16 protein-coding genes are annotated in these 24,096 nt (G+C 47.2%); 13 read left to right on the forward strand and 3 right to left on the reverse strand.

All coding sequences use genetic code 11. The features are described 5' to 3' along the window. Positions 1–137 precede the first annotated feature (137 nt). The 6 genes from EKM87_RS06805 (at position 138) to EKM87_RS06830 (ending at position 8,071) form a co-directional block, all read left to right on the forward strand. On the forward strand, positions 138–1,763 hold the full coding sequence (locus tag EKM87_RS06805; RefSeq protein WP_125683177.1) for a peptide ABC transporter substrate-binding protein: 1,626 nt from the start codon (positions 138–140) through the stop codon (positions 1,761–1,763). A gap of 439 nt (positions 1,764–2,202) precedes the next feature. Next, the gene (locus EKM87_RS06810; protein WP_125683179.1) at positions 2,203–3,831 is read left to right on the forward strand and encodes a peptide ABC transporter substrate-binding protein; all 1,629 of its coding nucleotides are present in this window, start codon (positions 2,203–2,205) and stop codon (positions 3,829–3,831) included. A gap of 200 nt (positions 3,832–4,031) precedes the next feature. Next, positions 4,032–4,961: an oligopeptide ABC transporter permease gene (gene opp3b / locus EKM87_RS06815; RefSeq protein WP_125683181.1), complete on the forward strand. Its 930-nt coding sequence runs from the start codon at positions 4,032–4,034 to the stop codon at positions 4,959–4,961. Positions 4,962–4,972: 11 nt separating this feature from the next. Further along, a complete protein-coding gene (locus tag EKM87_RS06820; protein WP_125683183.1) occupies positions 4,973–5,998 on the forward strand; it encodes an ABC transporter permease in 1,026 nt (341 codons plus the stop codon). Between the two features lie 13 nt (positions 5,999–6,011). Further along, positions 6,012–7,112 (forward strand): ABC transporter ATP-binding protein, encoded by a 1,101-nt coding sequence (locus EKM87_RS06825; protein WP_125683185.1) that lies wholly within the window; start codon positions 6,012–6,014, stop codon positions 7,110–7,112. After that, the gene (locus EKM87_RS06830) at positions 7,112–8,071 is read left to right on the forward strand and encodes an ABC transporter ATP-binding protein (RefSeq protein ID WP_125683187.1); all 960 of its coding nucleotides are present in this window, start codon (positions 7,112–7,114) and stop codon (positions 8,069–8,071) included. Before EKM87_RS06825 ends, EKM87_RS06830 begins: the two co-directional genes overlap by 1 nt. A gap of 1,050 nt (positions 8,072–9,121) precedes the next feature. On the opposite strand, the gene EKM87_RS06835 is transcribed toward EKM87_RS06830, so the two are convergent. After that, a complete protein-coding gene (locus tag EKM87_RS06835; RefSeq protein WP_125683189.1) occupies positions 9,122–9,781 on the reverse strand; it encodes a histidine phosphatase family protein in 660 nt (219 codons plus the stop codon). A gap of 112 nt (positions 9,782–9,893) precedes the next feature. Continuing rightward, the gene (locus EKM87_RS06840) at positions 9,894–11,750 is read right to left on the reverse strand and encodes a cation:proton antiporter family protein (RefSeq protein WP_125683191.1); all 1,857 of its coding nucleotides are present in this window, start codon (positions 11,748–11,750) and stop codon (positions 9,894–9,896) included. A gap of 332 nt (positions 11,751–12,082) precedes the next feature. On the opposite strand from EKM87_RS06840, the gene helD reads away from it, so the two are divergent. The 4 genes from helD to guaA all read left to right on the forward strand — a co-directional run bounded on the left by helD (position 12,083) and on the right by guaA (position 18,305). Further along, entirely contained in the window at positions 12,083–14,377 is a 2,295-nt protein-coding gene (gene helD / locus EKM87_RS06845; protein ID WP_125683193.1) for an RNA polymerase recycling motor HelD, read from the forward strand. A gap of 765 nt (positions 14,378–15,142) precedes the next feature. Further along, positions 15,143–16,066, forward strand: a complete 924-nt coding sequence (coaA, locus tag EKM87_RS06850; RefSeq protein ID WP_125683195.1) for a type I pantothenate kinase — start codon at positions 15,143–15,145, stop codon at positions 16,064–16,066. Positions 16,067–16,077: 11 nt separating this feature from the next. Continuing rightward, positions 16,078–16,656, forward strand: coding sequence for a hypothetical protein (locus tag EKM87_RS06855; protein ID WP_125683197.1), 579 nt, complete (start codon positions 16,078–16,080; stop codon positions 16,654–16,656). Between the two features lie 107 nt (positions 16,657–16,763). Further along, positions 16,764–18,305: a glutamine-hydrolyzing GMP synthase gene (gene guaA / locus EKM87_RS06860; protein WP_191988567.1), complete on the forward strand. Its 1,542-nt coding sequence runs from the start codon at positions 16,764–16,766 to the stop codon at positions 18,303–18,305. Between the two features lie 285 nt (positions 18,306–18,590). Here the strand turns inward: guaA and EKM87_RS06865 are convergent, their stop codons facing one another. Then, complete coding sequence (locus EKM87_RS06865; protein ID WP_125683201.1) at positions 18,591–19,157, reverse strand: TetR/AcrR family transcriptional regulator; 567 nt, start codon at positions 19,155–19,157, stop codon at positions 18,591–18,593. A gap of 116 nt (positions 19,158–19,273) precedes the next feature. Between EKM87_RS06865 and EKM87_RS06870 the strand changes: the two genes are divergently transcribed. From EKM87_RS06870 to EKM87_RS06880, 3 genes are all read left to right on the forward strand, one after another. Beyond that, complete coding sequence (locus EKM87_RS06870) at positions 19,274–20,011, forward strand: sulfite exporter TauE/SafE family protein (RefSeq protein ID WP_125683203.1); 738 nt, start codon at positions 19,274–19,276, stop codon at positions 20,009–20,011. An 84-nt stretch (positions 20,012–20,095) separates the two neighbouring features. Next, a complete protein-coding gene (locus EKM87_RS06875; RefSeq protein ID WP_125683204.1) occupies positions 20,096–20,731 on the forward strand; it encodes a site-specific integrase in 636 nt (211 codons plus the stop codon). Positions 20,732–21,114: 383 nt separating this feature from the next. Beyond that, a complete protein-coding gene (locus EKM87_RS06880; RefSeq protein WP_125683206.1) occupies positions 21,115–23,343 on the forward strand; it encodes an AAA family ATPase in 2,229 nt (742 codons plus the stop codon). The last annotated feature ends 753 nt before the right edge of the window (positions 23,344–24,096 follow it).

Genomic DNA, 24,096 nt, shown 5'->3' on the forward strand with positions numbered 1-24,096 from the left:
TAAGGGCGGTATTAAAGGATTCGTAACGATTTGCATGGACTAACATTAAATTTCACTATTGATTCTAATCGTTTTATCATTTAATATATCCTCAACGCTTAGTTTCCTAAGTATTTACATAGAGGGGTCGGAATTGTATGAAGGTTAAGTCAATTGTTAAGTTAGGGACGGTGGCGTCGCTGGCAACTGTGTTACTCGCAGCGTGCGGCACCTCCTCAAGCAGTAGTAAGGCTAAGGACCAAACCTTACACCTCATGGAGACGTCATCACTGTCTTCCATGGATAACGCCAAGGCCACGGATATTATTTCCGGTGAAACGCTGAACAACACAGGTGAGGGCCTGTTACGATTTGGCAAGAACAGCAAGACGTTACCAGGATTAGCGAAGAGCTATTCCAAATCCAAAGACGGGTTGACTTACACGTTTAACCTGCGGAAGTCGCAATGGAGTAACGGTGAAAAGGTCACTGCGCAAGACTTCGTTTACTCATGGCAGCGGACGATTGCCCCTAAGACGGGTTCACAGTACGCTTACCTGTACGCAGATATCAAGAACGCCAACGCCATCATGAAGAACAAGAAGCCAGCTTCAGCCTTAGGGGTCAAGAAGGACGGCGACTACAAGTTGGTTGTCACACTGGAACACCCAGTTAGTTACTTCCCAACGTTGGTTGCCCAACAATGTTTCTACCCCGTTAACAAGAAGGCCGTTGATAAGTACGGCAAGAAGTTTGCGACGGATGCCAAGCACAACGTCTACAACGGGCCGTTCAAGTTGACCAAGTGGTCCGGAACCTCCGACGACTGGACTTTAACGAAGAACCCGAAGTACTGGGATGCTAAGGTCGTTAAATTACAACACGTTAAGTACAGCGCTGTGAAGGACCCACAAACCGCTTTGAGTCAGTACCAAAGTGGCAAGTTAGATGCTATCTTCCTGAGTGGGCAACAACCTAAGAACTACAAGAACAACAAGGACTTCCATTCACGGGTCAGCTCACGGATCACCTACGTTGAACTGAACCAACGGAAGGATACCATGCTCAAGAACAAGAAGGCACGTCAAGCCTTATCCATGGTCATCAACCGGCAACAATACGTCAACAAGGTGATGCAAGATGGCTCGAAGGCAGCCACGGGGATCGTTTCCTCTGGTTTAGCTATCCGCAACGGCAAGGACTTCTCTAAGACGGCTTCCGTTCCATCAGCCACCTCGTACAACTTAGACAAGGCGAAGACCCTTTGGAAGCAAGCCTTAAAGGAAACTGGTCGGAAGAGTTACTCGATTACCTTGTTAGCTGACGATACGCCAGCCGGTAAGAGTGCGACTGAGTACATTCAAAGTCAGTGGGCTAAATTGGATAACTTCAAGGTTACCAACTCCAACATTCCTTACAAGACACGGTTATCTCGCTCACAAAATGGCCAATTCGAAGCCGTTGTCAGTGGGTGGAGTGCCGACTTCCCAGACCCAATCACCGACCTGTCCCTGTTCACAACCGGGAACACGTACAACAACGGGAGATGGTCTTCCAAGTCTTACGACAAGTTGATCGACGAAGCAACGACGACCAACGCCAACAAGCCTAGTGCCCGGTGGCAGAACCTGGTCGACGCACAGAAGGTTATGCTGAAGGACCAAGGGATCATTCCAGTTTACCAGACGGGAATGCCACAATTGATGAAGTCTAAGGTCAAGGGTGTCGTCTACTTCCCAGTTGGCGCTAACTGGGATTACAGCCGCGCTTACATCGCTAAGTAACTGATTAGCCTGTAGATAGACGGTATCATCGGTAATTGCCTTACGCGGTCATTCAGAGGCCTTCTGACCGATCCACTTTAATCAGAGGCTGAACTGACCTGATTGGGAGAACAACTTTAACAGAATTATGAGAGCGGTGAATCGGGGTGACCTGATTCACCGCTTTTTAGGTGGGAAATGGATATTAACCGTGTAGTGATTGTAAATTCCGGCCAATTATTGTATATGTTATACAAAAAAGTGGCGATTTCACTGTATAAAATGTGAAATCAAATTTTAATTTTTATTTTGAAACGCCTACGTATCAAGTATTGTGAAAACTATTTTAAATTAAATTAGTAATTAGCATTGATTTTAATGGTTTTCTAATATACAATTGGAAACATCAAATTTGAGGTGTCAATTTATTTCTCAAACAACTAAGAGGGGTTGGATTTAAATGAAGATCAATTCGGCAGTCAAATTAGGGACAGTCGCAACGTTCGCCGCAGTATTGCTGGCAGCGTGTGGCTCATCCTCAAGCAGTTCCAGCGAGGCAAGTAAACAAACCTTAAACTGGATGGAAAACTCAGCATTACCATCAATGGACTTATCTACGTCCACCGACGTTGTTTCAGGGGAAACAGAAAACAACACCAACGAAGGTTTACTGCGTTTCGGTAAGAACAGTAAGACGCTTCCTGGTGTAGCCAAGAGTTATACCAAGTCTAAAGACGGTAAGACTTACACCTTCAACTTACGTAAGTCTAACTGGAGTAACGGTGATAAAGTAACCGCTAAAGATTTCGTTTATGCCTGGCAACGCACCGTCAATCCTAAGACCGCTTCACAATATTCTTACATGTATGCGCAAGTTAAGAACGCTAACGCCATCATTGCCAAGAAGAAGCCTGTCTCTAGTTTAGGGGTTAAGGCGGTTGGTGATTACAAGCTGGTCGTTACCTTAACGCAAGCAACTAGTTACTTCCCAGCACTGGTTGCTAGCCCAATGTTCTTCCCACAAAACCAATCAGTTGTTCAAAAGTACGGTAAGAAATACGCTACGAACGCTGCCAGCAACGTCTACAACGGCCCATTCAAATTGACTTACTGGACCGGGACGTCTGATAACTGGACCTTGAGCAAAAACACTAAGTACTGGAACGCAAAGAATGTTAAACTAAAGAAGATCAACTTCAAGACGATGAAGGATCCACAAACTTCATTGAGCCAATACCAGAGTGGCAAGCTTGACGCAACTTACTTGAGTGGTCAACAACCAAAGAACTACAAGAACAGTAAGCAATACGTTGAACGGAAGAGTGCTTCAACCTTCTACATTGAATTGAACGAAAAGAAAGATTCAATGATGAAGAACAAGAAGGCTCGTCAAGCCTTATCATTAGCTATCAACCGGAACCAATTCGTCAACAAGGTCTTAGCCGATGGCTCAACTGCTGCGAAGGGCTTAGTATCAACTGGTTTAGCTTCTAAGAACGGCAAAGACTTCAACACTGCAGCCGCTGTTCCTTCCGCTACCACCCAAGACTTGACCAAGGCTAAGAAGCTTTGGAAGCAAGCTTTGAAGGAAACCGGTCGGAAGAGCTACTCACTTACCTTGATGGCTGACGATACGCCAGCTGGTAAGAACTCTGCTGAATTCATCCAAAGTCAATGGGCTAAGTTGGACGGCTTGAAGGTTACCAACAGTAACTTACCATTCAAGACCCGGCTTGCTCGTTCACAAGATGGCCAGTTCGATGCCGTTATCTCCGCATGGGGTGCCGACTTCCCAGACCCAATCTCATTCTTGTCCCTGTTTACTTCTGGTAACTCATACAACAACGGGAAATGGGCTTCAAAGAGCTACGACAAGTACGTCAAGGCTGCATCTGGTAAGGATGCTAACAACGCTGACGCTCGTTGGAGTGACATGGTCAACGCACAAAAGACCATCTTGGGCGACCAAGGGATCATCCCCGTTTACCAACAAGGTAAAGCACAATTGGTTAAATCCAATGTTAAGGGCTTGATCTACTTCCCAACCGGCGCTAACTGGGACTTCAGTTCAGCTTACATTTCTAAGTAAGTCACGTATTAATCAGTTATTACTCGTTGGGTGAGAGCTCAACATAATAAGCTTTATCGGAGAGTAAGGATTGACGCGAAGTTGGTCCTTACTTTTCGGTATTATTGCAATCATTTATCATCTTGTTGTTTTCGTGGAGTTTTTGTTAAGTTCAACAACTTAACGGTAACGAATAAGTCTACTGATTGAGAGGTAAACAAATGGCAAAGTACCTAGCAAAGCGGATCTTTTATCTGGTCCTGACCTTATTCATCGTTATTACCGTGACGTTCTTCCTAATGAAGTTGTTACCCGGGACGCCACTGACCAACCAAGCTAAATTGTCCAAGAGTCAGATTGCTCTGATTTATGAACAATATGGGTTGAACAAGCCAGTTTGGCAACAATACCTGCTGTACCTAGCGGGTGCCGTCCGAGGCAACTTCGGAACGTCCTTCCAATTCAGTGACCAACCCGTTTCCTACCTGTTATCAAGTCGGATCGGACCATCCTTGCAGATTGGGCTGCAAGCCATGATCTTTGGGGTTATCATTGGGATCATCGTTGGTTCATTTGGGGCGATGAAACAAAACACGTGGGTTGATACTTCAGCCACGTTCGTATCTATCTTAGGGATTTCTATTCCTTCCTTCGTCTTGGCCGTCTTACTCCAGTACTACCTGGGGTTAAAGCTTGGCTGGTTCCCAATTGCTGAATGGGGTGGCTTCATCTACACGGTGCTGCCAACCTTAGCGTTGGGCGCGACGCCGTTAGCTGAGTCGGCCCGGTTCGTCCGAACCGAAATGGTCGACGTGCTCAGTTCGGATTACATCGAACTGGCCAAGGCCAAAGGGCTGAGCCGCACGGGGGTTATTTACCACCATGCGCTGCGGAACAGTTTGATTCCTTTGATTACGATTGTTGGACCGTTAGCCGTAAACATTATGACTGGGTCGATGGTTGTTGAAAACATCTTCTCCATTCCTGGTATCGGGGAACAATTCGTCAAGTCCGTCTTGACTAACGATTACCCAACCATCATGGGACTGACCATCATCTATTCATTTATGCTCTGTGTCGTTCTGTTGTTCACCGATATCCTTTACGGAATCGTTGACCCACGGATTCGGATCACAGGAAAGGCTAACTAGGAGGTAAATAAATGGCAGATACAGTAAAACTCCCTGAAGATAGCTTTAAGCCGATTTCGGCCGATGACCGGTCGGCGTTAGACAGTGAAAAAATTGCGGCACCTTCTTTAACTTTCGCCCAAGATGCATGGCGGCGGTTACGGAAGAACAAAGGGGCTTGGATCTCATTGATTGTGCTGGCCATCGTGTTCATCATGGCCTTCGGTTCAATCTTTGTTTCACCGCACAATCCCAACGCCGTTAATCCTTCCTACGCCAACTTACCATCTAAGATTCCCGGCATCGGTATCAATGGGTTCAACGGGACCTTAGTTCAAGCTGGTCAACGGGTCGACGCCTACAAACAAGCAGGCGCTTCAAACTTACATTACATCATGGGAACCGACTACTTAGGTCGGGACCTGTTCTCTCGGGTCCTTTACGGGACACGGATTTCTCTGATCATCGCGTTAGTCGCGACCCTCTTTGACTTAACGATTGGGGTCACGTACGGGATGTTCTCAGGATGGAAGGGTGGTCGGATTGATACCATCATGCAACGGATCATTGAAATCATCCTGTCCATCCCTAACTTAGTTGTGATTGTGTTACTGATCTTGATCCTGAAACCAGGGATGACCTCGATCATCATCGCCATCGCGCTGACATCCTGGACCAACATGGCCCGGCTAGTCCGAGCGCAGACGATGGAGTTAAAGGAGCAGGAATTCATCCTAGCGGCGAGAACGCTGGGAGAACGGCCGATGCAGATTGCCTTTAAACACCTGCTCCCGAACTTGTCGAGTGTGATCATCATCAACACGATGTTCACGATTCCCAACGCCATCTTCTTCGAAGCCACCTTGTCCTACATTGGGATTGGGATTTCCTCACCACAGGCTTCACTAGGGACGTTGTTGAACGATGGGCAGAAGAACTTCCAGTTCTTACCATATCAAATGTGGTGGCCAGCTCTGGTCCTTTCCATCATCATGTTAGCCTTTAACCTCTTAGGTGATGGCTTACGGGATGCCTTTGACCCACGGACGAAAGAGTAGGTGAAGTAACGTCATGGAGAACGAAAAAAACATTTTGGAAGTACGCAACCTTCAAGTAAATTTCAAAACTTATGCCGGTGACGTTAAGGCTATTCGGGACGTGAGTTTTGATTTACGTAAAGGTGAAACCCTGGCTATCGTTGGTGAATCTGGTTCTGGTAAGTCCGTTACAACGCGGACTATCATGGGCCTGAACGCCTCCAACGCTGACATTGCTAGTGGGACAATCAAGTACAAGGGCGACGACCTCTTAAAGAAGTCAGAAAAGGAAATGGAAGCCATTCGGGGACAAGATATCGCCGAAATCTTCCAAGACCCAATGACGTCCTTGGACCCAACCATGAAGATCGGTCGGCAGATTGCTGAACCCCTGATGGTTCATAAGGGTATGAAGAAAGAAAAAGCCTTGGCGCAAGCCTTGGAAATGATGAAATTAGTTGGGATCACTGACGCCGAAAACCGGATCAATGATTATCCGCACCAATTCTCTGGTGGGATGCGGCAACGGATCGTGATTGCGATTGCGTTGGTCAACTACCCAGAAATTCTGATTGCCGATGAACCAACGACCGCTTTGGACGTGACGATTCAGGCACAAATTTTGAACTTGATGAAGGAATTACAAGACAAAATTTCAACCTCCATCATTTTCATCACTCATGACTTGGGTGTTGTGGCTGGGATGGCCGACCGGGTTGCCGTTATGTACGCGGGTAAAATCGTGGAATACGGAACGGTCGATGAAATCTTCTACAACCCGAAGCACCCGTACACGTGGGGCCTGTTGAGCTCGATGCCAACCATGGATACTGGTGGCGATGAATTGCCATCAATTCCTGGGACGCCACCTGACTTATTGGACCCACCAAAGGGGGACGCTTTCGCCGCCCGGAACGCGTACGCTTTGAAGATCGACACCGAGAAGGAACCACCTTTCTTCAAGGTTTCCGATACGCATTACGCTGCGACTTGGTTGATGCATCCGGATGCACCTGAAGTTACGCCGCCCGCACAAATCGTGGAACGGCAAAAGAAGTACGCTGAGATGCAATCCAAGTTGGTACAAACGCAACGGACAACTAGTCCGGTTGAAGAAGAGGAGGAACAGCAATAATGGACTACGAAAATGCCGAGAAAATCCTCGAGGTCAAGCACCTCAAACAATACTTCAACGTGGGCAAGAAGGATGAAGTCCGGGCCGTTGATGATATCTCCTTTGATATCTACAAGGGTGAAACCTTTGGGCTTGTTGGTGAATCCGGTTCTGGGAAGACCACGACCGGACGGGCCATCATTCACTTGTACGAACCAACGTCTGGTGAAATCCTGTTCAACGGGAAGAACGTCGATAACTTTAAGAGTAAGTCTGACCAACGTGAGTTCCGTCAGGACATGCAGATGATCTTCCAAGATCCCTACGCTTCACTGAACCCCCGGATGAAGGTCAAGGACATTGTGGCTGAAGGAATTGATATCAACCACTTGGCCAAAGACGATGCCGACCGTTCCAAGCGGGTGGAAGACCTGTTGGAAACCGTTGGGTTGAACAAAGACCACTCCAGTCGTTACCCCCACGAATTCTCTGGTGGGCAACGGCAACGGATCGGGATTGCACGGGCCTTAGCCGTGGATCCTAAGTTCGTGATTGCCGATGAACCAATCTCCGCTTTGGACGTTTCCATTCAAGCCCAAGTGGTTAACTTGATGAAGAAGCTCCAGCGGGAACAGGGCTTAACGTACCTGTTCATCGCCCATGACCTCTCCATGGTGAAGTACATCTCCGATCGAATCGGGGTTATGCACTACGGCCGGATGTTGGAAATCGCCGACTCTGACGAAATCTACGCCCACCCACTGCACGACTACACCAAGAGTTTGCTGTCCGCCGTCCCAATTCCTGATCCAGAGTTCGAACGGACTCGTGAGGAAATTTCGTACGACGGTTCCGGTGAAAATGATGGGAAGGAACGTCACTTAGTTGAAATTTCTCCTCGTCACTGGGTTCGAGCTGCCGAAGATGAAATCGACATGTACACCAAGCGGGCACATGCCGCATCTTTAATTCACGATTAGTCTTTAAAAGACAACCAGCGTTTTTTGTTGGTTGTCTTTTTGTTTTGTGTGGGTGTTCGTGAGTGTCCGCCTTCGGTGGCCAAGATTGGGGGCGGCTGTGGGGACCGGAGCGAGCCAGAGTGCGGTCTCGCTCCTCGACTGAGAGCCGCGGACAACCCACCGCGTCTCCCAGCTCGTCCCACGCTGTAATCGCACCTAGAACGCGCGATAACACCGTTGACACAGCCGCCCCCAATCTCGGCCACCTGCGGCTTACACTTGTCGCTGAATTTGAACGTGGTGGCTGGTTGGCTTTTAAAGACAGCGGTAACGGCCTGTCTGATAGGCGTGGGAAAGACGGCAAGGGTGTCCGCCGTTATCCGCCTCCAGTGACCAAGACTGGCGACTGCTGTGGGGACCGGAGCGAGCCACAGTGCGGTCTCGCTCCTCGACTGGGAGCCACGGACAACCCACCGCGTCTCCCAGCTCGTCCCACGCTGTAATCGCGCCTAAGACGCTCGATAACACCGTCGACACAGCCACCCCCAATCTCGGCCACCTGCGGCTTACACTTGTCGCTGAACTAAACGTGGTGGTTACTTATCAAATCAGTCCTAACCGGTTGCGTGTGCTTATGTGACGGTTCGCTAAACGTCGTAAAGGGATTGGTCACACTGCTGGTGCGTGTGGACAATTACGATGGAATCATTAACAGACACTAAAAAAAAAGCTACCCGCTCACAAGTGTTTCGTGAGGGGTAGCTGTTTGTGTGTATTCTCTAAAAATAACTGATTCGTGAACAAGTGAGTAGTTAGTTGTTGGTTCAACAAGTTGATGGTCATAACCAATGTTGTTTGTAGGAACTAACGTAGCCACAGGCCGTCAGGGCGGGTGGCCGCAGTGACGGTGGCGTTAGCTCGGTGGTTCTCCGAGGTTACGCCACGGGACGAGCTTGGAAACTCGGTGGTCTTCCGAGGTTTCAAGTCGAGCCGGAGGACCGGTTCTCCGGCCGGAGGCGGTCCCCACAGCGGGCGCCCGCCCTGGCGGCCGAAGGCGGCCATTGTTATAAACTACTTAAGTTTACCCTCAGTATTGTTGTAGAAATCAACGTGATACTGGCCGTCGGTGACCGTCAGCTTGGTGATACTGCCGTTGTCGACCGGAACGGAGATGTCGATCTTGTCAGAAAACTTGGACACGATACTCCGGATGGTCGTACTGTGTGTCGCAATCAGCACCTTGTCACCGTCCGCAGCATTGGCCACGGCACGGTCTAAACCGGGCTGGAGGCGGGCCCAGTAGGTGGCGTTATCTTCAGCGTCACCGTAAGGGTCTTGTGCCCGGAACATGTCCTTAGTCTTTTCAATGGTCAGCTTGGCGATCATGGCGTTGAAGGAATCTAACCCAACTGGTGATCCCAGCGTGTGCCAGGTGAAGCTGGTGTCGAGGCCTTCAAAGAAACCAAAGTTTTCTTCCCGAAAGGCGGGTTCCGTGGTCAAAGCCACTGGTGTACTGTTAGCAGCTAAAATGCTCTTAGCCGTATTTTGCGCCCGCGTTGTGTCACTGGCGTAAGCTGCTGCAAATGGAATGTGTGCTAACCGCTCGCCGGCGCGCTTGGCGTCTGCGATTCCCTTATCGGTCAGCGGGGAGTCGGACCACCCTTGAATCCGGTGGTATTTATTTAAAAAGGTTTGGCCGTGCCGCACCAAATATAGGTCAACTGTTGCCATCTCAATCTCTCCTTTGCGTGTCTTGAAGCTGAAGCGGGTGGCCAATTGCTGGTCACCCCGGGGCCTGGCAAATAAAACTGCCAAGCTCGCACTGGTTAACATCTTACCAGTTCTAGTTGAGGATGCCTAGTTCGCGCCGAATTTCACGAGCCTTTTCGGGCGTACTGGTGAAGATTATGCGGTCATTGAATTTCAAAGTGGTAGCGCCGGTTGGTCGAACAAAGTGACCGCCCCGGAAAATCTGGCTGATGGTAACGTCGCCGACAAAGTCCAGACTGTGGATGGCTTGATCCGTGTAGCGGCGGTTGCGGAGGGCCACTTCGTAGACGGCCGAGGTCGAGGAGGTCAGCAGGCGTAGCGTCGTTGGCGTTTCGATCAGGCTTCTGAGCATTGCGATATTGACATTCGGCGTGTTGTAGACTTCGATGCCTAAGTCAATCAGCTCATCTTCCCGTTCATCCAGAATGTTGCGGTCTTCGAAGCGGGCAATGACCCGATTGACACCATAAGCTTTAGCAGCCTTGGCCAACTCAAAATTCTTAGTGGCGTTGAAGTGGCCGAGCACCACGATATCAGCGTCGAAGGCGTCCTTTTGCTCGGCGTCGGCGACCTCCAGGGAGTCTAAGAGTTCTACGTTGACTTCCGAGTTATAAGTCTTGTAGTTGGCGGCCTTGTCGGTGTACATGGTGATGTCGTACCAACTATCGGCTAACTGTTGAGCCACGGGAACCGTGAGGAGGTTGGTGCCAATGAAGTGGACCGTTGATTTTTTGAGATCCTCGGCCTCGGCGGAGTAGCCGGTGTTGAACAGGAGTGGTCCCAGCACACAGGTCAAAATGGCGGCCAGCAGGAAGGCGCCAGACTGTTGGGGCGTGACGACCTTCATCGTTTTGGCGACTTGCAAGACGGCCAGCACCATGGTGATCGTGGTGGCGGTAATTGCCGTGCCAGCGAAGGCGTTGCTCCGTTTGAAACGCAACCGAAGGACAAAGTAGACCCCAACCTTAGCTAACAGGTAAGCCGCAAAGAATGCTGGAATCAGTAGCAGGGTGGCTGGGTCTGCCAGCAGCGTCCGCAGATTCAGCTCGGCGCCGCTCATCATGAAGAAGATGGGAATGAAGAAGCCGTAGCCAATCCCGTCTAGGCGCACACGGGTGTCCTCCTGCGGCTGGAGCAGCTTCATCACAATACCAGCCACGAAGGCGCCCAGAATTCCCTCAGCCCCCACGGATTCGGCAATGACGACCATACTAAAGATAAGGAAGAAGGCCAGTCGGATGTCAAGCTGGGTGGTGGACTTGTTGATGGACTCGAAAAAGGTAAAGAAGGGCTTGAACCGACGGAACAGGACCCCAGCGGCCAAGAAGACTAACAGGAGGAGCCACAGGGATTTACTGCTGTTGCCGAAGACCGAGGCGTAGATGGTCAACGAAAACAGGGGCACGATTTCCCCCAGAGCCGCAATCAAGAGGACGGTTTGGCCAAAGGGTTTACTCAGGAGCTCCTTTTCCTTGAGCGTGGCAATGACGATACCTAACGAAATGGTCATGAAGATGATGGCGGCCAACCAGGGATCCTTGAAAAGACCGGTCCACTGGCAAATGAAGCCCAGTAGCAGGGCGCAAACGATGATGACCGCGTAGCTGGTGACCGCTAAGAAAACGGGTGAATAGCGCGGGGCGCTCCCGGCAACTTTGGCGGCCAGTGGGGTTTGCGGGCGTTTACGACGGCCGAATAGGCTGAAATCAATTTCCATCCCACTCAGAAACATCAGAAAGATGACCCCCGTGTTTGATAAGAGACTTAACGTATTGTTGCTGTGGACAACGTTTAAAATGCTGGGTCCTAACAGGATACCCACGAGGATTTCCACGACGGCGGTCGGTAGTACGGTGAGCTTGAATTTCGCCATGACTAGCGGCGTGACCAACGCGGCGGTTAAGATAATTAATAAGGAAACTTGGTCCATAGTTTCACCTCCGAAAAAAGTTCTCCCTTATTATAGCAAACCTGGGAAAAACTAACTGGATTCACGCCGGGCGGAATGCTTTATTTATAGGCTGAATTAGTGTAAAATTGAAAGTCGAATTATCATGGATAACGTCTGCAAGGGTGCGGTGGGGCCAGTGTCACGGGTCGGTCGGCTGGGTGAATTTTTGCTTAACCGATAATCAATTTGTGGCTAATAATGATGTGACCACTTAGGGATTGACCCAGTGGGGACATTCGTGGGCTCACCACGGCTTAAGCGGCGTATCCCGTTTCAACGTTTGTTGTTTAGTTAATCGAGGAGGGATTGGCTTGCCAGATTCAATCAAGTCCCAAGAGCAGAAACATTTAGATAAGGTCGTCCAGAAGATCCAAACCGCCGAAAAGGAAGCCAAGCAACGAATCGACGTTGCTGAGACCGACGAGGCCGGAATCCGGAAGAACTTTGTGAATGACTTGCGGATTAAAACGGATAGCTACGAGGGCTTGTTAGAGACGGCGCTTTCTGTTCGGCAACAGCAACAGCTGTTGGCCGAACGGCAGAACAGTTGGCAACATGCCACGACTGAACTGAGCACGTTAAAACGCCTGGAGCAGAAGGCCTACTTCGCCCGGATCGACTTTCAGGAAGGTCCTAAGTCGAAGGTCGAGACCATTTACATTGGCCTGGGGTCCTTCTCTGACACCCCCGATCATTTTCTGATTTACGATTGGCGGGCACCCATCTCCAGCATTTATTATGATGGGGAATTGGGCAATGTCAGCTACCAGACGCCCGACGGGGAACAAACCGTTGACGTCAAATTAAAACGGCAATTTCAAATTGAAGACGGCACCATCGTGACCCTGTACGATACGGATCAGACGGTGACCGACCAGATGCTGTTGTCTGCGTTGAGTGAACATTCCGATACGAAGATGAAGAGTATTGTAACCACTATTCAAAAGGAACAAAACCAAATTATTCGAGACACCAAGTCCGACCTGTTGTTTGTGCAGGGGGCCGCGGGTTCCGGGAAGACGGCCGCCATTTTACAACGGGTGGCGTTCCTGCTGTACCGCTACCGGGGCCATCTGAATGCTGGCCAGGTCATGTTGTTCTCGCCGAACCAGTTGTTCAACGACTACATCGATCAAGTGCTACCTGAACTCGGGGAGCACAACATGGTCCAGATGACGTACTACCAGTACGCGGGTCGTCGCTTGCCAAAAATCGACGTAGAAACGCTGGCGCAACGCTTTGACGAGTCCAATACACCGGCGCAAAAGGCCATCAACCAGCTGAAAGGGAGCTTGAGCTTCTTTGACGCGGTGACCGATTACGCTGACCATTTGGAAGGTGCGGACATGGTATTCCGCAACATCAAGTTCAAGGGCGACGTCTTTATTCCCAAGGAAAAGATTCAAGAGATCTACTACGGCTTTAACCGTAACTACCACCTGGGTAACCGACTCCAGGCCACTAAGGAAGCCCTGATTCGGATCTTGAACCGGCGGATTTCTAGTGAAATGAAGACCAAGTGGGTTGAAGATACCATTCAGGACCTGAGTAAGGAAGAGTTGGATTCACTGTATGGGGATGACCCCCGGGAGTTCGAGTCAGCTGAAAAGGAAACCCAATTCTTATCACGGAAAGTCGTGATGAAGGCCTTCGATCCGATTCGAAAGGCGATCGTCCGGGCACGGTTCCTGAGCATCAACAACCAGTACGTGCACATGTTGCGCGACATGCCGAACCGCGTGGACTTGAAGCGGGCGGGAATCTCCGTGGCGGACTGGAATGCTAGCGTGGAGGAATCCATCGACAAGTTGAAGGACCACCGGATGCAACTGGTGGATACCACGCCGTACCTGTACCTTTACGATAAGATGACTGGTAAGGGTGGCGAACGTGACATGCGTTACGTCTTCATGGATGAAATTCAGGACTACAACGCCTTTCAACTGGCGTTCCTGAAGTTTAGCTTCCCCCGGGCACGCTTCACGATGCTAGGGGACCTGAACCAGGCCATCTTTACCAAAGAAAACAGTCGCACACTCTTACAAGAACTCAGCACGATGTTCGACCCCGACAAGACACGGGTCGTACAGTTGACGCAGTCGTACCGGTCAACCCAACAGGTGACTGACTTCACCAAGCACATTCTGAAGAACGGGGAGGCCGTTACGGCGTTCGCTCGTGAAGGGGAACTGCCAACTATGACGGTCGCTGCTGATGAGACGGCTGGGATTCAACAGGTCATTGCGCAGCTGAAACAAAACGATGATGAACAAGAAACGACGGCCATCATCGGTAAGGACCTGGCAGATTGTCGGGACTTGACCGAAAAGCTGAAAGCGGCTGGCGTTGCGGTAACGTTGATCCAATCTGAAAACCAACGATTGGCGCCCGGAACCATCGTGGTGCCATCGTTCCTGGCCAAAGGGTTGGAATTCGATGCTGTTATCGTTTGGCAGGCGTCAAAGAGTCGGTATGCGGCTGAGGATGAACGGCAATTGCTGTACACCATCTGTTCGCGGGCGATGCACCGGTTGACGGTCATCGGAATCGACGAATTGTCACCATTGTTGAGCGACGTACCTGAATCTGAGTTTGAACTGGTCTAAAGTGGCTGGATTGGCCGTCTTCGGCCGCCAGGGCGGGTGCCCGCTGTGGGGACCGCCTGCGGCCTGAGGAGCGGTCCTCCGGCTCGGTTGGCAGCCTCGGAAAATCACCGAGTCTGTCAACTCGTCCCGTGGCCTAACCTCGGTAACCCGCCGAGCTAACGCCACTTTCACTGCGGCCCCCCGCCCTGGCGTCCTACGGCTACGATTGGCTGTTCAATCACAGATTGGTGACTGGGCGGCAATCAAGTTAGCAGTAGGGTGTTCAGAGTCGTGGTGTTTTAACAGATTAAATTGATGAGAGGTTTCGGACATATTGTGTCCGGGGCCTCTTTTTGTGTGGTTGCTGTCGATTGCTTGAACCGATGTTTTGAGGCATGTTTCCGTGTAAAAGACTGTGGTAGGTATGAAGCCTGCTGATGGTGTTTGGCAAATTCAAGAGTTGCCGCCTTGGATGCAATAGCTCTCAACCTCAGTGGAGGTGGCCAGGGGTGGGGGCAGCTGTGAAAATGGCATTAGCTAGTGGGTTGCTAGCTTACGCCATGGGCGACTTTGAAGACAGGTGGGCTGGGCCTGGCTTCAAATCGAGCGAGAAGCCAGTACTTTGGCTGAAGCGTCCCCACAGCAGGCCCCGCCCCTGGCCGCCGGAACGCGCCAATAAGAGAACGCTTCCATTCACGGCGTACTTTGTGAAATCTCTCCCCGAAAACCGCAGAATTTGCGGTATAATGGTGGGTAATTATTCCTGACTAGAGTTGAGGTGTCTTCATGAGTGATCCGATTAATTACAATGCATTTACCCGAGCGCAGTGGCGGGCGTTTTCGGACGATGCCACGTTGCCATTGACCCAAGAGAGTCTGCGGCAGATCAAGGCGTTTAACGACCGCATTTCCCTGCAAGATGTGCAGGATATTTATATTCCGTTGATTCACTTGTTACACCTACAGTTTGACCACTATCAAAAACTGCAACGGGACAAGGCGGAATTTCTTCAACAGAAGCCCCACCGGGTACCGTTTATTATCGGGATCGCCGGCAGTGTGGCGGTGGGTAAGACCACGGCGGCCCGCCTGCTAGAGGTTCTCTTGAATCACTACTTTACTGGGCAACGCATCCAATTGATCACGACCGATGGGTTTCTTTACAGCAATGAGGAGCTGAAGAAGCGTAATCTCATGGCGCGTAAAGGGTTCCCGGAAAGCTATAACATGGGGGCGCTGATTCAATTCTTAAACGACGTCAAGGCGGGCAAAAAGCTGATTAAGTCACCGGTCTATTCGCATAAGGTTTATGACATTGTGCCGGACCGCTACGACTACATCATGCACCCGGATGTGCTGATTGTTGAGGGTATTAACACGCTGCAACTGCCAACCAATGAGCAGATTTACGTCAGTGATTTTACGGATTTTTCCGTGTATGTGGATGCTGACCCAGCCTTGATTGAAGACTGGTTCTTAGAACGGTTTAAACTGTTGCTGGAAACGTCCTTCCAAGATCCTAGCAACTACTATTACCCGTACGCCATTGGTGACCGGGACGTGGCCTTGGAAAAGGGGAAACAGGTTTGGCGTGACATTGACCTGAAGAACCTGACTGAATACATTTTACCGACACGAAACCGGGCGGACATGATTATTCACAAGACGTTCCATCACCGGATCGATCGGCTCCTGTTGCGGAAATACTAGGAGGGACCAGGATGTTACGAGATGCCACGATTGTGGACGCGGATGCAGTGGCCATGTTGGTCTTGCATGAGTTGGAACGGCGGCAACTGCGGCGGTTGCGACGGCTCAGTAAGGAACAGCTGTCACAGTTGTTATTCGTGGGCTATCACCAGGAAAACTTTCGCTACGGCTATCCCCAGGCGCGGGTTTATCAGAATCAAGGGGTCGCGGTGGGTGTCGCTTACGGTTACCCCGCGGCGGTCGAACCAACGCTGGATAATCAGTGGGCGTCCCTATTTTCACGGCTTCAGGAGACGCCACCACAACAACTGGTGGTGACACCGCGGGCGTTGCCGGATGAATGGTACCTGGATCTGTTAACGGTTCGGAATCGTTCGAAGGATAAGACGTTTCAGCAGAAATGGTTTGATGAATGGTTGCTGGGCGATGCGTTACACCAGGCACGACTAAGTGGTCAATCGGTCGTGGGGATGGACGTTCGACCAGGGAGTTCTAATGCCAAATTGGCTGCGGAGTTTGGCTTTGTAGCAACGATGTGGCGACGGTTAGACCGGCAAAATTATCTGCATTTACGTTATCGGGTGAACTAGTCCTGCGGGAATTACCCAGGATTTAGATTGACCCGCGTTTGAGAAATCTGTATGATATAAGCAATGTTGAAAAAGAAGAAAGGGTGAATGGCTTGGCAAACGTTGATATGTCCAAATTCGATAAAATCATCGTCTTGGACTTCGGAAGTCAATACAATCAGTTGATTACGCGCCGGATTCGTGACTTAGGCGTTTACTCCGAACTGAAGGCACACACGATGAGTGCTGCTGAGATCAAGGCTTGGGGCCCTAAGGGAATCGTATTCTCCGGGGGACCAAACAGTGTTTACGACAGTAGTGCCTTTAAGGTTGATCCTGAGATTTTTAACCTGGGTATTCCCATCTTAGGAATCTGTTACGGGATGCAACTCATGGCGCACCACCTGGCTGGTGGGAAGGTTGAATCCGCGGATAACCGCGAATACGGCCGAGCAGACATCACCGTTCTGAGTGATGATGCCAAACTATTCAAGGACACGCCAAAGGAACAGACCGTTTGGATGAGTCATGGGGACTTGGTTACCCAGGTGCCGGATGGCTTTGAACGGGTCGCTACCAGTGAAAACTGCCCAATTTCCGCGATGCAAGACGTTGACCGCAACTTCTACGGGATTCAATTCCACGCAGAGGTGCGCAACTCGGAATACGGGAACGATATCCTGAAGAACTTTACCTTTGACGTCTGTGGTGCGCAGGCTAACTGGTCAATGGATGATTTCATTGACTTACAGATTCAACACATTCGTGACATGGTCGGCGACAAGCGCGTCTTGCTCGGCCTGTCCGGTGGGGTTGATTCTTCCGTAGTTGGTGTGCTGTTGCATAAGGCCATCGGCACGCAGTTGACCAGTATCTTCGTTGATCACGGTCTGTTGCGGAAGGGCGAAGCAGAACAAGTTATGGCTAGTCTGAAAGGGAAATTCGGCTTAAACATCGTGCAAGTCGATGCCCAGGACCGCTTTTTAAGCAAGCTGGCTGGTGTAACTGAGCCCGAAAAGAAACGTAAGATTATCGGTAATGAATTCATCCAAGTCTTTAACGACGAAGCTCAGAAGTTAGATGGTATCGACTTCTTGGCACAAGGAACGTTGTATACCGACGTGATTGAAAGTGGGACTGACACGGCGCAAACCATTAAGTCTCACCATAACGTGGGTGGGTTGCCGGAAGACATGCACTTCCAGCTGATTGAACCACTGCGTTCATTGTTTAAGGATGAAGCCCGTGAGTTGGGTGAGAAGTTGGGGATGCCTAGCGACCTCGTGTGGCGCCAACCATTCCCTGGTCCTGGTTTAGGGATTCGGGTATTGGGTGAAATTACCCCCGAAAAGCTCCAAATCGTGCGGGACAGTGACTTGATCCTCCGTGAGGAAATCAAGAAGGCTGGTCTCGACCGTGATATCTGGCAATACTTCACCGTCCTACCAAACATCAAGAGTGTTGGGGTAATGGGCGATGGCCGGACCTACGACTATGCCGTGGGTATCCGGGCCGTAACGTCAATCGATGGGATGACGGCGGACTTCGCGCACATTCCTTGGGATGTCTTACAGGGGATCTCTGTCCGCATCGTCAACGAAGTGGACCACGTTAACCGTATCCTGTACGATGTTACGAGTAAGCCGCCTTCGACTATTGAGTGGGAATAATATAGCTAGAAAACTTGAGACCGCAATGTTGATTTAACAACGTTTTGGTTGTTGTAAAAGGACTAAAAATGGCGGGAGTTTAGATGGTTCCCCACCAATATTTCCACCAAAAAACACGATTACCTTTTAAAGGTGGTCGTGTTTTTTGGTGGATTACAACTATTTTTTGAGGCTGCTAAAAGGTCAATAAGTTTTTCAATTGTACTTAGTGTGTCATCGTCTGTAATGAGATCTAGTGACGAATTTACAATTGAAGTGCAACACTAATTGAATAAAAAGACGCTTTTAATCGGTTGACTTAATCACTAAATGACTAATCTCCGCGGCAAGTTGTTCCCGTGATAATCCCCGTTGTTGTCGTTGATAAGCATAACTATCACTTTTGAGCATTGCAATGACCATGTCCGCTCGAAAGGTTAATTCGTCATCCTCAATGTTACCACTGACTGGTGCTAATACTTGCTTAAATAAAGCTACCAATTGCTGGTACAACGCACTTTGATAGTAAGTAGCCATCACTGTCGGGCCACTTTCAATCGCTGTTAATAATTGTAGTCGTCGCTCACGAAAAGCCAAGTATTGCGTTAACACCTGCTGAAATTGGACTACCGGTTTGGCTGTTGTTTGGCCTAGATAATGTTGATTCGTTGTGACGAACTGTTGAATGAAGTCGAACGATAAGGCTAGGCATAATTCGCTCTTATTGGGATAGTTACGATAAAGTGTCCCAGTGCCAATCTGCGCCGCGGTGGCAATGGCTTTCATAGTCACTGTACTAACTGGCTGTTGTTGAAATAACTTAGCTGCTGTAGCCAAGATTTTGGCTTGATTTTGTGTTGCATCTTTACGCATGTTAACATTTACCTCACATTTTTTCTTTTAGTTTACGCCAACTGAACTCGCTTGACAACCGGAGCACGCTCCGCTTATAATTAACTTACTTTTATTCCTGAAAGAAGGCCAACTAAGTGCTTGTTTTTAGCTATGGTTTAATTATTGGTATTTTTGTCAGTTTAATTGGTGGCGGTGGCGCAGCCTTGTACCTTGGCGTCCTCACCAGCCAGATAGGCTTAGCCACCGCAGTAGCGGTGCCAACGTCCTTATTAGTTGCCCTTCCCGCATTATTTTTCGGCTTTCTAACACAAATGCGCATCAAAAATGTTAATTTCCATGTCGGCAACCAAATGATTCTAGCGGCGATTCCTGGCATTCTAGTAGGAACAATCAGTGCCCAATTTATTCCACAGAAGCTTTATAACTGGATTGTTGGCACCATTTTTATTGTCATGGGTGGTATGGTGTTGCTTAAGGCCATTCGTCATCAAAAGAAGTCACGTGAATCGGCTCAACAAATTTGGATTGCCCGTGGTTTCGGCTTACTTAGTGGTTTAATGGTCGGTATCGGCGGGTTAAGCGGTGGAGCCACGACCGCTGCCGGACTCACCATTTTGGGGTTAACCGCGGTTGAAGCTGCTGGAACGGCAACCTACGTCCTCGCAATGATGTCGGCAATTAGTCTGGTTGGTCATCTATTTACCAGCACTTTTGCTTGGCAAGCGGGTTGGCTACTCATGTTGGGGGCAATTATTGGGGCTGTAATCACACCATTGGTGATCCGACGACTTGATCTAAACAAGGTTAATCGCGTCTTAACCCCGTTTTTAGGTCTGTTGATTATTTATTTTGGGGTTAAAATGTTTATCTAATTTGCGCTACGGTGTCTTAGCTAAAATAGGCATACTATATCTAAGATTTATTTGCCAAGTTACTATGAGCACTTTTGCTTCGTTATGCTGTGGGTGTACTTTATGACCGGGTGCCGTGTAGGTGAAGGCCTTGCTCTCCAATGGGGTGATGTTGATCTGAAAGGGCGGAAACTAAAAATCCATCGGACACTGGATATCAGGAATAAGATGGACTACGACTTAAAACCGTATACAAAGACTGAAAGTGGAATGCGTACTATTTCCATCGACGGAGATACGTGTAGAATTCTGTCTGAGTGGCAGAAGATTCTGCGTAAGCGCGGTGTTAAACATTTCGCCATATCGTATGATGATACACCAACAATTCGATTGAGTGTTCAAAATATCATTCGCAGGTATGCTGACTTGGCCGGAGTACCACGGATTCAAGCAAAGGCGCTTAGACATTCACATGTTAGTTACTTGATTAATGAGTTCAACATCGATGTATTGAGTATTTCACAGCGTTTAGGACACTCAAGTCCTGATATCACATTGAAGTATTACGCGCACCTATGGCGTGGAAGTAACGAGAAGGTAGCCGAACAGCTAACCGGTAGTATTAATTTGACGCCAGCCAAGAGTAGTAGTATTAACTTTGTCGGAAACCAGGCAGTTAAGAATCCTACGCAAGGCTTATTCCCTACCAAATCCCTACCAGACAACGATATAGGTACTTAAAACGTTGATATAGTAGGGTTGGTAGGGGGCGTCGTAGATTGAATGGGAATAGGAAACTAAATAAATTAAGTGGAGGATTCCTAATTTAACGGCATTTAGTGGAACGAATTTCAATCAAAAACAACCAATGTAGACGAAGTTGTCTACCACAAGTCTACCGATTAGCCTCACTGGAATGTGAATTCTAGTGGGGCTTTTATATTAGATGTACATCAAATGACTGTATGTATTTTCTGAAGATTATGTGTCTATTGCGCATGCATTCTCAGAAGTGGATAATAAAAAAAGAGAGAAATCAGAATATTCGTTAATATAATTGAGATAGTGGTTCTGCCTTCATTTGTGATGGTATATTATTTTACATATGGGATGGGGTTCTAGAAATGAGTGAAATTACGATTGATTTATCTCAACACTGTTTCCCAGATGGTATCAGTGTGTTCAAACAATCAGCAGTGGATTTAAAACATAGGAATTTTATTTTCGCAAGGAATGGTTCAGGCAAATCTACTTTTTCTTCAATCATTTCTAATCAGCTTTCAGGTCAATATGATATTCGAATTTACAATGGATTTGATAGTATGTTAGGTGAAAATGAGAACCTTAACGCTTTTGCTTTATCAGTAAATGCAAGTGAAAATGAGAAATTAATCGAAGAAAAGCAAGGTTCTTTAGATGCTAAAAAAGTAGAGTTGAGTCGTATTTTGTCAGAGATTGGTAATCCTGGTATTGGTGATCAAATGGCGACCAATCTAACTGGAAACTTATTAAAAGCACAGAAAGATGTAAATGAAAAAAGTAAGGATATTGAAAACTTTTTTACGGCATCTGCTGCTCAAATTAAAAATATGAATTCCCCACAAATTTCTAGTACGTCGTATAACAAAAATAATTTTAAAAGAGAAATGAAATCAGCGATTCGATTAGAAAGTAATGCATTTGAACAGGCTAAGGATACAGCTAAGACTAATGAAAAAATTGCTAAGCCAATTACGTGGAACAAAGTAAACCTTTCGGGATATCTTAATAGTACGAATTCCATTCTAGAGAGCGAGGTTGAAGAAAAGACTCGAATTCAACGCTTTAATGATAATCAAGATAGAATTAATTTTGCTGCAAAAGGATTGGAGATTCATGAGCACAATGAAGGAGAAGTCTGTGTATTTTGTGGTAATCCAATTTCAAAAGATACATTTGACGAACTAGAGCGATATTTTAGTGCTGATGAGGTGGAAAATCTAAAAGCGAGAATCAATTCAGGAAAGGGAAAGGTTAGCGAATTGATTACTGCTGCTGAAAGCGTGAGAGTTGAAAACTCGAATTTTTATCCAAAATTTCAGCGTAAAGCTGTTGAACTAGTACGTCAAATTTCTGAACAAAAAGAAAAATTTATACGTTTCTGTATGCTATTGAAAAATAACCTTGATGATAAAGAAAAAAATTTGTTCAGTAAACAAAGTCTGATTTCTATTGCAATTCCCGAGGATATTGATACTTCTGAATATAATAAATTAGTTGAACAAAATAATTTATTTGGCGATGATTTAGATAGAGAAAAAGAAAAGGCAAAACTCAAGCTCCGAAAAAATGCTATCAATGAAGCTCTTGAGAGTTTTCAGTATGAAGTGAAAGCCGCTGAATTAAAGAGTAAAGAAGAACGGCGAGATGAGATCCAAAATGAAATCAACAAAAAGAATCAAGATAAACAAGTTGTTAAAAATGCAATAGATAAGTTAGAAAATGAAATTAACGATTTGAAGCCTAGTGCGGAAAAACAAGCAATTGAGCATATCAATCGAAAGCTTCGTGGGGCTGTTCCTTGGCAACTTGATTATTATGAAGAAGGCAATGAATCAGGCTATTATTGGGTATCTCAGAAAGATGAAGACGGAAGTATTGTTCACCGAGGAGTGAAAGAACTTTCTACAGGTGAGAAAAATATTATTGCGTTGTTATACTTCTTAGAGAGATTAGAGGATACAGAAGAAATTCGGAACGGAATTCCAAAAGTGATTATATTCGATGATCCTATGAACTCAAATGATGCTGATATGCAATACCTAATAATTACGGAGTTGCAGAGGTTATATCAGGGGAAAACACCTAAGAGATATGACTACTCGAAAGATTACATTGTTATTATGACTCATAATATTCATTTTTATCTTAATGTACAGCCTCACGGTGCATTTGAGGATAAGAACCAAAAAACAAAATATGATAAAAATAACTTTTATCATATTAGAAGAGGAAACTTCTTTAAAATTGAAAATCAAAAACAGGATTTTAAGACAAATTATGACGCTCTTTGGTCTGAATTGTATGATTTATCTGAGAATGGATTAACTAATTCGATGTTAAATTCAATGAGACGTATAATTGAAACATACATAGAGTTTACAGGGGTTGATCAAGAAAACTTCTATCGAGGAAATAAAAAATATCTCAAACTGTTTAATGTAAATTCGCATTCTGCAATTGATAGTTTATCGGCAGAGGCATTTACAGAAAATGCTCAGGAACTAGTGGACGCATTTCACCAAATATTCAAAGATAATAATGCTGAATCACATTTTAAAACTCATTGGAAGCAATCGAAAAATAGTAATTAAAGTAAAATTCTAGCAGACGCTTATTAAAATAATTAAAGAAGTTCTTTCCGAATAATCAATTCAGAAAGAACTTTTTTTACTCGACGTGGACGTCAATCCGTTCGCTCAAGTTAGGATTATTAACGCTGCGTACAGTTATACTAGTATCCCCGACACCTGAAGCTGTTATGTCAAAATTTTCGTTACTTATACTTGTAGGAGCCGTAGCAATTGCAGGATTATCACTGGAAATTGTGTATGAGTTTAATTGAGTATCGCTCAACTTAATATTATTGTAAGTGCCAACCCACATGATAATATGCTTACTTTGTCCAGGTTTTAAGTAAACAATGTAGACATTAGATGAGATGTCGGCTACACGATTACCAGCTTCGTTTTGAGATTGCTTAGCGTTGTCGAAGTTAGTAGTATTTAGGATTTATAACGAATAGCCCTACTTCCGGATTCGTTGGGTGATAGAAAGCGTCTTTATCACCCAAACACTAAGCATTAGATTTATTGGGAATGATTCCCATAAATAAATTATGTGGTAAACGCCGATATAACAGTATTTATCAGGGATACGCGTAGTCGAATTTAGTTTAAAAACAAATGATTGCCTTCCAGTAATTTAGGAAGTAGGTATCTGTCGTTTTTGTCTGTCATTTGGTGATGATTGAATGGACGTGGTTAAGCGCTTGAATTTACACTTTAAGTGCAACACTAATTAAATAAAGAATGGCCCATGGCCAAATTTCTGTAAAATGATGTTTG

It is taken from the genome of Levilactobacillus yonginensis (assembly GCF_003946265.1).
Taxonomy (GTDB): domain Bacteria; phylum Bacillota; class Bacilli; order Lactobacillales; family Lactobacillaceae; genus Levilactobacillus; species Levilactobacillus yonginensis.